Origin of the sequence: Mycobacterium sp. 1245111.1 (assembly GCF_001673405.1) — a bacterium.
GTDB lineage: Bacteria > Actinomycetota > Actinomycetes > Mycobacteriales > Mycobacteriaceae > Mycobacterium.
In genome coordinates, this window is the sequence record NZ_LZLV01000061.1 from 27130 (window position 1) to 40360 (window position 13231).

Here is a 13231-nt window from a genome sequence, read left to right on the forward strand (position 1 = left end):
GCAACGCGGATGACGTTACTTGAGGCAGCCCCGGCGATGCCGGTGAGGACTCACGTCCGCCGTTTCGGCTAACCCGGCCCGCAAATGCTAGGCTGCCCGGCAGTCGACATCCTTTAACGATCCGTCCAGAGAGGCGGAGAAGGAGGTCAAGATCTCGCATGGGTGCCGCGGGTGACGCCGCCACCGGCCGCGAATTGATGTCGGCGGCCGACGTGGGTCGCACTATTTCGCGCATTGCGCATCAGATCATCGAAAAAACCGCCCTCGACGGCGCCGACGCGCCCCGGGTGGTGTTACTGGGAATCCCGACCCGCGGCGTCACGTTGGCCGAGCGGCTCGCGGCCAACATCGCCGAATTCTCCGGCGCCGAGATCCCGCACGGGGCACTGGACATCACGCTCTATCGCGACGATCTGATGACCAAGCCGCCGCGGCCCCTGGAGACCACCTCGATCCCAGCCGGCGGCATCGACGATGCGCTGGTGATCCTGGTCGACGACGTGCTGTATTCCGGTCGCTCGGTGCGCTCCGCGCTGGATGCCCTGCGCGACATCGGACGTCCCCGGGTGGTTCAGTTGGCGGTGCTGGTCGACCGCGGCCATCGACAGCTGCCCCTGCGCGCCGACTACGTCGGAAAGAACGTGCCGACGTCGCGAACCGAGAACGTGCGCGTGCTGCTGGCCGAGCTGGACGGTCGCGACGCCGTCGTCATCTCGCGGGGGGACGCGTGACCAGGCATCTGCTCGCCGCCGGCGACCTGTCCCGCGACGAAGCCACCGCGATCCTCGACGACGCCGACCGCTTCGCCGAGGCCTTGGTCGGCCGCGAGGTCCGCAAACTCCCGACGCTGCGGGGCCGCACGGTCATCACGATGTTCTACGAGAACTCCACCCGCACCCGCGTGTCGTTCGAGGTCGCCGGCAAGTGGATGAGCGCCGACGTGATCAACGTCAGCGCCGCCGGATCGTCGGTGGGCAAGGGCGAATCGCTGCGCGACACCGCGCTGACCCTGCGCGCCGCCGGGGCCGACGCGCTGATCATCCGGCACCCGGCTTCCGGTGCGGCACACCGGCTCGCGGACTGGACGGCCAGTGCCGACGGCGCCCCGTCGGTGGTCAACGCCGGCGACGGCACCCACGAGCACCCGACCCAGGCGCTGCTGGACGCCCTGACCATCCGGCAGCGACTCGGTGGCTTCGAGGGACGGCGAGTCGTCATCGTCGGCGACATCCTGCACAGCCGGGTGGCCCGGTCGAACGTCATGCTGCTGCACACGCTTGGCGCCGAGGTGGTGCTGGTGGCCCCGCCGACCCTGTTGCCGGTCGGGGTCCACGACTGGCCGGTCACGGTGTCCCACGACCTGGACGCCGAGCTGCCGGGCGCCGACGCGATGCTGATGCTGCGGGTGCAGGCCGAGCGGATGAACGGCGGCTTCTTTCCTTCCACGCGTGAGTATTCGGTGCGTTACGGACTTTCCGACCGGCGTCAGGCGATGCTTCCCGGGCATGCGATCGTGCTGCATCCCGGACCGATGCTGCGCGGGATGGAAATATCGTCGTCGGTGGCTGATTCGTCGCAATCAGCTGTGCTGCAACAGGTTTCCAATGGTGTCCATGTTCGGATGGCGGTGCTCTTCCATCTGCTGGTTGGCACCGAGTCGGGCGTATCGGGGCTCGCCGGCAAGGGGGTGATGGCGTGAGCGTGTTGCTGCGTGGGGTGCGGCTCTACGGCGAAGGGGATCCGGTCGACGTGCTGGTCGACGACGGGCAGATCGCCGACATCGGCGCGGGGCTGGCCGAGTCCGGAGCACTCGAGAAGGCCTCAGACGTGATCGACGCGAGCGGCCAGGTGCTGCTGCCCGGGTTCGTCGACCTGCACACCCACCTGCGCGAGCCGGGCCGCGAATACGCCGAGAACATCGAAACCGGTTCGGCCGCCGCCGCACTCGGTGGATTCACTGCGGTGTTCGCGATGGCGAACACCAATCCGGTGGCCGACAGCCCGGTGGTCACCGACCACGTCTGGCATCGCGGGCAGCAGGTCGGTCTGGTCGACGTCCATCCGGTCGGCGCGGTCACCGTCGGACTGGCCGGAAAAGACCTCACGGAAATGGGCATGATGGCCGCCGGGGCCGCGCAAGTGCGGATGTTCTCCGACGACGGCAAATGCGTCGACGACCCGCTGATCATGCGCCGCGCACTGGAATACGCCACCGGCCTGGGTGTCCTGATCGCCCAGCACGCCGAGGAACCGCGGCTCACCGTGGGTGCGGTCGCGCACGAGGGCCCGACCGCCGCCCGGTTGGGGCTGTCCGGATGGCCCCGGGCCGCCGAGGAGTCGATCGTGGCGCGGGACGCCCTGTTGGCCCGCGACGCCGGGGCCCGCGTGCACATCTGCCACGCGTCCACCGCGGGCACCGTCGAGATCGTGAAATGGGCTAAGGCGCAAGGTATCTCGATCACCGCCGAGGTGACGCCGCATCACCTGCTGTTGGACGACAGTCGGCTCGTCAGCTACGACGGCGTGAACCGCGTCAACCCGCCGCTGCGCGAGGCCTCCGACGCCGTCGCGCTCCGGCAGGCGCTCGTCGACGGCGTGATCGATTGCGTGGCCACCGATCACGCCCCGCACGCCGAACATGAGAAGTGCGTGGAATTCGCCGCCGCGCTGCCGGGGATGCTGGGGCTGCAGACTGCGTTGTCGGCGGTGGTCCAGGCGATGGTCGTTCCGGGCCTGATGACGTGGCGCGACATCGCGCGGGTGATGAGCGAGAACCCGGCCCGCATTGCCGGGTTGCCGGACCAGGGACGTCCGCTGGACATCGGCGAACCGGCCAACCTGACCGTCGTCGACCCCGATGCCACGTGGACCGTCGTCGGGACCGATTTCGCCAGCCGGTCGGCCAACACCCCCTACGAGGCGATGACGCTGCCCGCCACCGTGACGGCAACCCTGTTGCGCGGCAAGGTCACCGCGCGCGACGGAAAGAGTCCGGCGTGAACTCCCAGACGCTGGTCGCCTCGCTGATCGTGGCTGCGGTGCTGGCGCTGTTGATCGCGTTCATCATCCAGCTGATGCTGCGAGGCTGGCGTAAGCGCGCGCAGCGCCAGGCTGAGATGATCGGCGAACTGCCCGAAATCCCGGCGCGTGTCGGTCCGGCCTCGGTCACCACCCGCGGCATCTACGTCGGCTGCACCATGGCCCCGGCCTGGAGCCAGCGGATCACCGTCGGCGACCTGGGTTATCGCAGCAAGGCCGTGCTGACCCGGCACCCAGAAGGGATCCTGGTGCAGCGCACGGGCGCACAGCCGATCTGGATCCCGACCGAGGCGATCTCCGGCATCCGAACCGAACACGTGGTCGCCGGAAAAGTCGCCGCTCGCGACGGAATTCTGGCAATTCGGTGGCGGCTGCCGTCGGGGGTCAAGATCGACACCGGATTTCGCGCCGACAACCGTGACGAATATCAGGGGTGGCTACGGATTTGGCCGGAAGGAGTCGCACTGTGAAGGCGATGCTGGTTCTCGACGACGGCCGGACGTTCACCGGAACCGCGTTCGGTGCGATCGGCCAAACACTCGGCGAGGCAGTCTTTTCCACCGGGATGTCTGGATACCAGGAGACGCTGACCGACCCCAGTTATCACCGCCAGATCGTGGTGGCCACCGCCCCACAGATCGGCAATACCGGCTGGAATGGTGAGGACGGCGAAAGCCGGGGCGACAAGATCTGGGTCGCCGGATACGCGGTCCGCGACCCCTCGCCGCGAGTGTCGAACTGGCGGGCCACCGGAACTCTGGAGGACGAACTGATCCGCCAGCACATCGTCGGGATCGCCGGTATCGACACCCGCGCGGTGGTCCGTCATCTGCGTAGCCGGGGTTCTATGAAGGCCGGCGTCTTCTCCGGCGACGCGCTCGCCTCGCCGGAGGAATTGACCGAGCGGGTCCGCGGCCAGCAGCCGATGCTCGGCGCCGACCTGGCTGGCGAGGTCAGCACCCCGGACGCGTACGTGGTGGAACCCGAAGGGCCGCACAGGTTTACCGTCGTCGCAATCGATCTCGGTATCAAAACCAACACGCCGCGTAACTTCGCCCGCCGCGGCGTGCGCTCCCGCGTGCTGCCCTCGTCGGCGACCTTCGAGCAGATCGCCGAGCTCAAACCCGACGGGGTGTTTCTGTCCAACGGGCCCGGCGACCCAGCCACCGCCGAGCACGTCGTCGAGGTGACCCGCGAGGTGCTCGGCGCGGGGATCCCGTTGTTCGGCATCTGTTTCGGCAACCAGATCCTGGGCCGCGCGCTGGGTCTGTCGACCTACAAGATGGTCTTCGGCCACCGGGGTATCAACATCCCTGTGATCGACCACGCGACCGGACGGGTCGCGGTCACCGCGCAGAACCACGGGTTCGCGCTCGAGGGGGAGGCCGGTCAGCGGTTCGACACCCCGTTCGGAGCGGCCGTCGTCAGCCACACCTGCGCCAATGACGGCGTCGTCGAGGGTGTGAAACTGGTTGATGGACGCGCCTTTTCGGTGCAGTACCACCCGGAGGCCGCGGCCGGACCGCACGACGCGGAGTACTTGTTCGACCAATTCGTCGACCTGATGGCAGGGGAGCGTAGGTAATGCCACGGCGGACTGATCTCAAGCATGTCCTGGTGATCGGCTCCGGGCCGATCGTCATCGGGCAGGCCTGCGAATTCGACTACTCCGGAACCCAGGCGTGCCGTGTGCTTCGCGCCGAAGGCCTCGAGGTGAGCCTGGTCAACTCGAATCCGGCCACCATCATGACCGACCCGGAGTACGCCGACCACACCTACGTCGAACCCATCACGCCGGGCTTCGTCGAACGGGTCATCGCGCAGCAGGCCGAGCGCGGCAACAAAATCGACGCCCTGCTGGCCACCCTCGGCGGCCAGACCGCGCTGAACACCGCGGTCGCCCTCTACGAGAACGGTGTGCTCGAGAAGTACGGCGTCGAGTTGATTGGCGCCGATTTCGATGCCATCCAGCGCGGCGAAGACCGGCAGCGGTTCAAGGACATCGTCGCCAAGGTCGGCGGCGAATCAGCCCGCAGCCGAGTCTGTTTCACGATGGACGAGGTCCGCGAGACCGTCGGCGAGCTCGGCCTGCCGGTGGTGGTCCGGCCGTCGTTCACCATGGGTGGGCTGGGCTCGGGCCTGGCGCACACCGCCGACGAGGTCGACCGGATGGCCGGCGCCGGGCTGGCCGCGTCGCCGAGCGCCAACGTGCTGATCGAGGAATCCATCTACGGCTGGAAGGAATTCGAGCTCGAGCTGATGCGCGACGGCAAAGACAACGTCGTCGTGGTGTGCTCGATCGAAAACGTCGACCCGATGGGTGTGCACACCGGCGACTCGGTGACCGTCGCCCCGGCGATGACGCTCACCGACCGCGAATACCAGCGGATGCGCGACCTCGGCATCGACATCCTGCGCGAAGTCGGCGTCGATACCGGTGGCTGCAACATCCAGTTCGCGGTCGACCCGCGTGACGGCCGGCTGATCGTCATCGAGATGAACCCCCGGGTGTCGCGGTCAAGTGCGTTGGCCTCCAAGGCCACCGGCTTTCCGATCGCCAAGATCGCCGCCAAGCTGGCCGTCGGCTACACCCTCGATGAGATCCTCAACGACATCACCAAGGAAACCCCGGCCTGCTTCGAGCCGACGCTGGACTACGTGGTCGTCAAGGCCCCGCGGTTCGCGTTCGAGAAGTTCCCGGGCGCCGACCCGACGCTGACCACCACGATGAAATCCGTCGGCGAAGCGATGTCGTTGGGCCGCAACTTCATCGAGGCGCTGGGCAAGGTGATGCGGTCGCTGGAGACCAAGCGCACCGGCTTCTGGACCGGTCCCGACGCCGACGGCACCGCAGAAGATGCGCTGGAGCGGCTGCGCACACCGACCGACGGCAGGCTCTACGACGTCGAACTGGCGCTGCGGCTGGGCGCGTCCGTCGACCGGGTGGCCGAAGCGTCCGGGATCGACCCATGGTTCGTCGCGCAGATCGCCGAGCTCCTGACGTTGCGGCAGGAGGTCAGCGAGGCCGCGGTGCTAGACGGTGACCTGCTGCGCCGCTGCAAACACAGCGGCTTGTCCGACCGCCAAATCGCCTCGCTGCGGCCGGAATTGGCCGGTGAAGACGGCGTGCGGTCGCTGCGGCGACGGCTCGGCATCCATCCGGTGTACAAGACCGTTGACACCTGTGCCGCGGAGTTCGAGGCCAAGACGCCCTATCACTACAGCAGCTACGAGCTCGACCCCGCCGCCGAGAGTGAGGTGGCGCCGCAGACCGAGAAACCCAAGGTGCTGATCCTCGGATCGGGGCCCAACCGGATCGGCCAGGGCATCGAATTCGACTACAGCTGCGTGCATGCGGCAACGACCTTGTCGCAGGCCGGTTTCGAGACCGTGATGGTCAACTGCAACCCCGAGACCGTCTCCACCGACTACGACACCGCCGACCGGCTGTACTTCGAACCCTTGACATTCGAGGACGTCCTCGAGGTGTTCCACGCCGAGCAGCTCTCCGGCGAAGGCGGTCCGGGCGTGGTCGGGGTGATCGTGCAACTCGGTGGCCAGACCCCGCTGGGGCTGGCGCAGCGGCTCGCTGACGCCGGCGTTCCGATCGTCGGCACCCCACCCGAGGCCATCGACTTGGCCGAGGACCGCGGCGCCTTCGGTGATCTGCTGGCCGCGGCGGGGCTGCCCGCGCCGCGCTACGGCATGGCGACCACCTTCGCGCAGGCGCGGCGGATCGCCGCCGACATCGGCTACCCGGTGCTGGTCCGGCCGTCGTACGTGTTGGGTGGGCGCGGCATGGAGATCGTCTATGACGACGACACCCTGCAGGGCTACATCGCCCGTGCCACCGAACTCTCGCCCGAGCACCCGGTGCTGGTGGACCGCTTCCTCGAGGATGCGATCGAGATCGACGTCGATGCGCTCTGCGACGGCGACGAGGTCTACATCGGCGGCATCATGGAGCACATCGAAGAGGCCGGCATCCATTCCGGCGACTCGGCGTGCGCGTTGCCCCCGGTTACCCTGGGCCGCAGCGATATTGAGAAGGTGCGCAAGGCCACCGAGGCGATCGCGCACGGCATCGGCGTGATCGGGTTGCTCAACGTCCAATACGCGCTGAAGGACGACGTGCTCTACGTGCTCGAGGCCAACCCGCGGGCCAGCCGCACCGTCCCGTTCGTCTCCAAGGCCACCGCGATACCGCTGGCCAAGGCGTGCGCACGAATCATGCTGGGCGCCAAAATCTCCCAATTGCGCGAGGAAGGTCTGCTGGTGTCCGTCGGGGACGGCGGCAACGCGCCACCGAACGCGCCTATCGCGGTCAAGGAGGCCGTGCTGCCGTTCCACCGGTTCCGCCGCGCCGACGGCTCGGGTGTCGACTCGCTGCTGGGCCCGGAGATGAAGTCGACCGGCGAGGTGATGGGCATCGACCGCGACTTCGGCAGTGCGTTCGCGAAAAGCCAGACCGCGGCCTACGGGTCGCTGCCGGCGTCGGGGACGATCTTCGTCTCGGTCGCCAACCGGGACAAGCGTTCCCTGGTCTTCCCGGTGAAGCGGCTGGCCGATCTGGGTTTCCGGGTGCTGGCCACCGAGGGCACCGCGGAGATGTTGCGCCGCAACGGCATTCCCTGCGACGAGGTGCGCAAGCATTTCGAAGACGCTCAACCGGGCCGGCCGGCGATGTCGGCCGTCGACGCCATCCGTGCCGGCGAGGTCGACATGGTATTCAACACGCCGTACGGAAACTCGGGTCCACGCATCGACGGCTACGAAATCCGTTCGGCCGCAGTCGGAGTCAACATCCCCTGTGTGACGACAGTCCAGGGAGTGTCGGCGGCCGTGCAGGGCATTGAGGCCGGGATTCGCGGCGACATCGGCGTGCGCTCGCTGCAGGAGCTGCACAGCGCGCTGAGCAACGGCGGCCACTAGCCATGCGCGGGTTCGGCGCCCGGCTGGCCGACGCGATATCTCGTCGCGGACCGCTGTGTCTGGGCATCGACCCGCACCCCGAGCTGCTGCAGGCCTGGGGCCTGCCGGTCAGTCCTGACGGCCTGGCGACGTTCTGCGACATCTGCGTCACGGCCTACGCCGAGTTCGCCGTCGTCAAACCTCAGGTCGCGTTCTTCGAGGCCTACGGCGCCGCCGGCTATGCGGTGCTGGAACACACGATGGCGGCCCTGCGCGACGCCGGGGTGCTGGTGCTGGCCGACGCGAAACGCGGCGACATCGGGTCGACGATGGCGGCCTACGCGGCCGCCTGGACCGGCGACTCCCCGCTGGCGGCCGACGCCGTCACCGCATCGCCCTACCTGGGTTTCGGCTCACTGCAGCCGCTGCTGGACAGCGCCGCGGCGCACGGTCGCGGGGTGTTCGTGCTGGCCGCGACGTCCAACCCGGAGGGGGCCAGCGTGCAGCGGGCCCGGAGCGGCGGGCAGCCGGTGGCTCAGCTGATCGTCGATGCGGCCGCGGCGGCCAACCGCGCGCTGGGACCCGGCACCGTCGGGGTCGTCGTCGGCGCCACGTTGACCGAGGTGCCCGACGTCAGCGGGCTCGATGGACCGGTGCTGGTCCCCGGGGTCGGATTTCAGGGCGGACGGCCTGAGGCTCTCAGCGGCCTGGGTGGGGCCGTTTCCAGGCAACTGCTACCCGCGGTGTCCCGCGACGTGCTGCGGGCCGGACCGGACGCGTCAGCGGTGCGCGCGGCGGGCGAGCGGATGCGCGACGCGGTCGCTTACCTGGCCCGCTGATCGCCCGAGGCCCATCTACGACACGGCGTCGTTCACTTTTCGGCCGGAAGTCCTGATTGGCGGCGACACGCGCGACACGCCGCGATATTCGTAACCAGACCACATTCGGCTTTTTGACCTGTGTCAAAGCGGTCGGAGGGCGGATTTCACGATGACCGGCCAATATCACCCGAGCGGCTAAAAGGCCAGGTAGAAGCGATTTTGCAGGGTCGTCAGCGATGGCTCACAGGGGACTTATCCACAGCTGGCCACCGGCGGCCCGCGCGCCCACGACGGCGCCTTTTCGACGCCATAAGCTGCAACTTTGTAGCTTCAAGCAGGGGGGCGGGTTAGATTTCGTCTGAAGGCGTGGGTACGGTCGTCACCGCTGGCTGGACTACCTAGCCGAGACAAACAAAGATCGAAATCAGTTGCTGATCGATACGGAGGAATCGTGGCCCTTCCCCAGTTGACCGACGAGCAGCGCGCGGCAGCGTTGGAGAAGGCTGCCGCCGCACGCCGAGCCCGAGCCGAGCTCAAAGACCGGCTGAAGCGTGGCGGCACCAATCTCAAGCAGGTGCTCAAGGACGCCGAGACCAACGAGGTCTTGGGCAAGATGAAGGTTTCCGCGTTGCTGGAGGCCCTGCCGAAGGTGGGCAAGGTCAAGGCGCAGGAAATCATGACCGAGCTGGAGATCGCCCCGACGCGCCGTCTGCGCGGCCTCGGCGACCGTCAGCGCAAGGCTCTGCTGGAAAAGTTCGACTTTTCCTGACCCCGCGACTTGAGGGAGGTCCGGGCAGCCGCCTGAGCGCCTCCCGGGAGAGTCGTTGAGCACCGACGGGGGACCGGACGGCATGGCACGCGTGATCGTGCTGTCCGGTCCGTCCGCGGTGGGTAAATCGACAATCGTCCGCTGCCTGCGGGAGCGGATTCCCGATCTGCATTTCAGCGTCTCGGCGACCACTCGGGCACCCCGCCCCGGCGAGGTCGACGGGGTCGACTACCACTTCGTGTCGCCGGATGCGTTTCAGCGGCTGATCGATGACGGTGCGCTGTTGGAATGGGCCGAAATCCACGGTGGCTTGCATCGCTCGGGCACGCTGGCCGGCCCTGTCCGCGACGCCGTCGCGGCCGGACACCCGGTACTCATCGAGGTCGACCTGGCCGGGGCTCGAGCCGTCAAGCGCGCGATGCCCGAGGTGATCACGGTGTTTTTGGCCCCACCGAGCTGGGCGGCGTTGGAGGCCCGGCTGGTCGGCCGGGGGACCGAGACGCCCGAGGTCATCGAGCGCCGCCTGGCCACCGCGCGCGTCGAACTGGCGGCCCAGGAAGACTTCGACGAGGTCGTTGTAAATCGCCAATTGGAAACCGCATGCTCAGAATTGGTATCATTGCTGGTCGGTACCTCGCCTGAGACGGCGTGACCTTCCAACCAGACTCGATTCCCATTCCGTTGCACGTCGCTATAGGCCGCCAGGAGAATATTTTCGTGAGTAGTTCGCAGACCGACACATCGTTAGCCGCCGTTCCCGACCAGTTCGACCCGTCGTCGGGTGGCATCGGCGCTTACGACACGCCGCTGGGCATCACCAACCCGCCCATCGATGAGCTGCTCGCGCGGGTGTCCAGCAAGTACGCGCTGGTGATCTACGCCGCCAAGCGCGCCCGGCAGATCAACGACTACTACAACCAGCTCGGCGAGGGCATCCTCGAGTACGTCGGCCCGCTGGTCGAGCCGGGCCTGCAGGAGAAGCCGCTGTCGATCGCCATGCGCGAGATCCACGGCGACCTGCTCGAGCACACCGAAGGCGAGTAGCGGCGGGCTTGGCATGAGCCTCTCGGGTGACCGCAAGCGCATCGTCGTCGGCGTCGCCGGAGGCATCGCCGCTTACAAGGCCGCCACCGTCGTCCGTCAGCTCACCGAGGCCGGTCACCAGGTTCGCGTCATCCCCACCGAATCCGCGTTGCGGTTCGTCGGGGCCGCCACGTTCGAAGCGCTGTCCGGTGAGCCCGTGCAGACCGGGGTGTTCGACAACGTGCCGCAAGTGCCGCACGTCGCCATCGGCCAGGCGGCCGACCTTGTCGTCGTCGCGCCGGCCACCGCCGATCTGCTTGCGCGTGCCACCCACGGCCGTGCCGACGACTTGCTGACCGCGACGCTGCTGACCGCGCGATGTCCGGTGCTGTTCGCGCCGGCCATGCACACCGAGATGTGGCAGCATCCCGCGACTGTCGACAACGTCGCCACGCTGCGCCGTCGCGGCAATGTGGTGCTCGAGCCGGCGTCCGGACGGCTGACCGGGGAGGACAGCGGCGCGGGCCGGCTGCCCGAGGCCGAGGAGATCGTCACCTTCGCCCAGCTGCTGCTGGAACGTCCCGACGCGATGCCCTACGACCTGGCCGGGGTGAAGCTCCTGGTGACGGCCGGCGGCACCCGCGAACCGATCGACCCGGTTCGCTTCATCGGCAACCGCAGTTCGGGCAAGCAGGGCTACGCGCTGGCGCGGGTGGCCGCCCAGCGCGGCGCCGAGGTCACCCTGATCGCCGGCCACACCGCCGGGCTGATCGACCCGGCCGGCGTCGAGGTTGTGCACATCAGCAGCGCTCAACAGCTCCGCGACGCGGTGTCCAAGCACGCACCCGACGTCCACGTGCTGGCGATGGCCGCGGCCGTCGCCGACTTCCGCCCCGCGCAGGTCGCAACCGCCAAGATTAAAAAGGGTGCCGAGGAACCGGAGTCCATCGGGCTGATCCGCAACGACGACGTGCTGGCGGCGGCCGTGCAGGCCCGCAGCGCCGGGCAACTGCCGAACATGCGGGCCATCGTCGGCTTCGCTGCCGAGACCGGCGACGCCAACGGTGACGTGCTGTTTCACGCGCGGGCCAAGTTGCGGCGCAAGGGATGTGACCTGTTGGTGGTCAACGCGGTCGGCGACGGGAAAGCCTTCGAGGTTGACCACAACGACGGCTGGCTGCTCGCCGCCGACGGCACCGAGTCGGCTCTGCAGCCCGGCTCGAAGACTTTGATGGCCAGCCGTATCGTGGACGCGATCGCCACGTTCCTCCAGCGGGGCACCCAAGACGCCACCTAGCATCTTCGGCACCGCGGACCGGCCGGTAACATATACCAGCTCGGCGATATAATTTGCCTAACTAACATTTTTCCATGTGCCTTGAAAGGGAGAGAGTGTGAGCGAAAAGGGTCGTTTGTTCACCAGCGAATCGGTGACCGAGGGGCATCCAGACAAGATCTGTGACGCGATCAGTGACTCGGTGCTCGACGCGCTGCTGGCCGGGGACCCGCGTTCACGCGTCGCCGTCGAGACCGCCGTCACCACCGGTCAGGTCCACGTCATCGGCGAGGTCACCACCAACGCCAAGGAAGCCTTCGCCGACATCACCAACACCGTCCGCGAGCGCATCCTCGAGATCGGCTACGACCACTCCGACAAGGGCTTCGATGGGGAGACCTGCGGCGTCAACGTCGGCATCGGCCGCCAGTCGCCCGACATCGCCCAGGGTGTGGACACCGCCCACGAGACGCGCGTCGAGGGCGCCGCTGACCCGCTGGACCTGCAGGGCGCCGGCGACCAGGGCCTGATGTTCGGCTACGCGATCAGCGACACCCCGGAGCTGATGCCGCTGCCGATCGCGTTGGCCCACCGCCTGGCGCGGCGGCTTACCGAAGTCCGCAAGAACGGCACGCTGCCCTACCTGCGCCCGGACGGTAAGACCCAGGTCACCATCGAGTACGACGACAACGTGCCGACCCGGTTGGACACCGTCGTGATCTCGACCCAGCACGCCGAGGGCGTCGACCTGGTGAAGACGCTGGACCCCGACCTGCAGAAGCATGTCATCAAGACCGTGCTCGCCGACCTCGCCCACGAGACGCTGGACACCTCGTCGACCCGGGTGCTGATCAACCCGACCGGCAAGTTCGTCGTTGGCGGGCCGATGGGTGACGCCGGCCTGACCGGCCGCAAGATCATCGTCGACACCTACGGCGGGTGGGCCCGCCACGGCGGCGGCGCCTTCTCCGGCAAGGACCCGTCAAAGGTGGACCGGTCGGCGGCGTACGCGATGCGCTGGGTGGCCAAGAACATCGTCGCCGCCGGTCTGGCCGAACGGGTCGAGGTGCAGGTGGCCTACGCCATCGGCAAGGCGGCCCCGGTCGGCTTGTTCATCGAGACGTTCGGCACCGCGACCGTCGACCCGGTCAAGATCGAGAAGATCGTGCCCGAGGTGTTCGACCTGCGGCCCGGCGCGATCGTCCGCGATCTGGACCTGCTGCGTCCGATCTACGCGCCGACCGCCGCGTACGGCCACTTCGGCCGCACCGACATCGACCTGCCGTGGGAGCGCCTGGACAAGGTCGAGGACCTGCAGCGCGCCGTCTAGCTTGTCGCCGAGCGTGACGGTGCAGTCACGGTGAGCGTCGAGCCTGACTGCACTGTCACATT

12 protein-coding genes are annotated in these 13231 nt (G+C 68.0%); all 12 read left to right on the forward strand.

Translation table 11 applies throughout. The features are described from left to right. Positions 1–158 precede the first annotated feature (158 nt). The 12 genes from pyrR (at position 159) to metK (ending at position 13169) form a co-directional block, all read left to right on the forward strand. Entirely contained in the window at positions 159–731 is a 573-nt protein-coding gene (pyrR, locus tag A5658_RS10780; protein WP_067333905.1) for a bifunctional pyr operon transcriptional regulator/uracil phosphoribosyltransferase PyrR, read from the forward strand. Further along, a complete protein-coding gene (locus A5658_RS10785) occupies positions 728–1699 on the forward strand; it encodes an aspartate carbamoyltransferase catalytic subunit (RefSeq protein WP_067333908.1) in 972 nt (323 codons plus the stop codon). The genes pyrR and A5658_RS10785 overlap by 4 nt, the downstream gene beginning before the upstream one ends. After that, positions 1696–3000: a dihydroorotase gene (locus tag A5658_RS10790; protein ID WP_067333911.1), complete on the forward strand. Its 1305-nt coding sequence runs from the start codon at positions 1696–1698 to the stop codon at positions 2998–3000. The genes A5658_RS10785 and A5658_RS10790 overlap by 4 nt, the downstream gene beginning before the upstream one ends. Continuing rightward, complete coding sequence (locus A5658_RS10795) at positions 2997–3509, forward strand: transporter (protein WP_067333914.1); 513 nt, start codon at positions 2997–2999, stop codon at positions 3507–3509. Before A5658_RS10790 ends, A5658_RS10795 begins: the two co-directional genes overlap by 4 nt. A gap of 5 nt (positions 3510–3514) precedes the next feature. Beyond that, positions 3515–4624, forward strand: coding sequence for a glutamine-hydrolyzing carbamoyl-phosphate synthase small subunit (gene carA, locus A5658_RS10800; RefSeq protein ID WP_067334041.1), 1110 nt, complete (start codon positions 3515–3517; stop codon positions 4622–4624). Next, positions 4624–7971: a carbamoyl-phosphate synthase large subunit gene (gene carB / locus A5658_RS10805; RefSeq protein ID WP_067333917.1), complete on the forward strand. Its 3348-nt coding sequence runs from the start codon at positions 4624–4626 to the stop codon at positions 7969–7971. The genes carA and carB overlap by 1 nt, the downstream gene beginning before the upstream one ends. A gap of 2 nt (positions 7972–7973) precedes the next feature. Beyond that, entirely contained in the window at positions 7974–8789 is an 816-nt protein-coding gene (gene pyrF, locus A5658_RS10810; protein WP_067333920.1) for an orotidine-5'-phosphate decarboxylase, read from the forward strand. A gap of 433 nt (positions 8790–9222) precedes the next feature. After that, entirely contained in the window at positions 9223–9540 is a 318-nt protein-coding gene (mihF, locus tag A5658_RS10815) for an integration host factor, actinobacterial type (RefSeq protein WP_067333923.1), read from the forward strand. 82 nt (positions 9541–9622) lie between these two features. Then, positions 9623–10192, forward strand: coding sequence for a guanylate kinase (gmk, locus tag A5658_RS10820; protein WP_156751386.1), 570 nt, complete (start codon positions 9623–9625; stop codon positions 10190–10192). Between the two features lie 65 nt (positions 10193–10257). Further along, positions 10258–10584 carry a DNA-directed RNA polymerase subunit omega gene (rpoZ, locus tag A5658_RS10825; RefSeq protein ID WP_067334046.1) on the forward strand — a complete coding sequence of 109 codons (327 nt, stop codon included), beginning with the start codon at positions 10258–10260 and terminating at the stop codon, positions 10582–10584. Positions 10585–10597: 13 nt separating this feature from the next. After that, the gene (gene coaBC, locus A5658_RS10830; protein WP_067333926.1) at positions 10598–11860 is read left to right on the forward strand and encodes a bifunctional phosphopantothenoylcysteine decarboxylase/phosphopantothenate--cysteine ligase CoaBC; all 1263 of its coding nucleotides are present in this window, start codon (positions 10598–10600) and stop codon (positions 11858–11860) included. 97 nt (positions 11861–11957) lie between these two features. Next, the gene (gene metK / locus A5658_RS10835; protein WP_067333930.1) at positions 11958–13169 is read left to right on the forward strand and encodes a methionine adenosyltransferase; all 1212 of its coding nucleotides are present in this window, start codon (positions 11958–11960) and stop codon (positions 13167–13169) included. Positions 13170–13231: the final 62 nt, after the last annotated feature.

What these genes read in the sequence shown, in the direction of transcription:
- coaBC (WP_067333926.1), top strand. Translation starts at nt 10,598, where the DNA reads ATGAGCCTCTCGGGTGACCGCAAGCGCATCGTCGTCGGCGTCGCCGGA.
- pyrR (WP_067333905.1), top strand. Translation starts at nt 159, where the DNA reads ATGGGTGCCGCGGGTGACGCCGCCACCGGCCGCGAATTGATGTCGGCG.
- carB (WP_067333917.1), top strand. Translation starts at nt 4,624, where the DNA reads ATGCCACGGCGGACTGATCTCAAGCATGTCCTGGTGATCGGCTCCGGG.
- gmk (WP_156751386.1), top strand. Translation starts at nt 9,623, where the DNA reads ATGGCACGCGTGATCGTGCTGTCCGGTCCGTCCGCGGTGGGTAAATCG.
- pyrF (WP_067333920.1), top strand. Translation starts at nt 7,974, where the DNA reads ATGCGCGGGTTCGGCGCCCGGCTGGCCGACGCGATATCTCGTCGCGGA.
- carA (WP_067334041.1), top strand. Translation starts at nt 3,515, where the DNA reads ATGCTGGTTCTCGACGACGGCCGGACGTTCACCGGAACCGCGTTCGGT.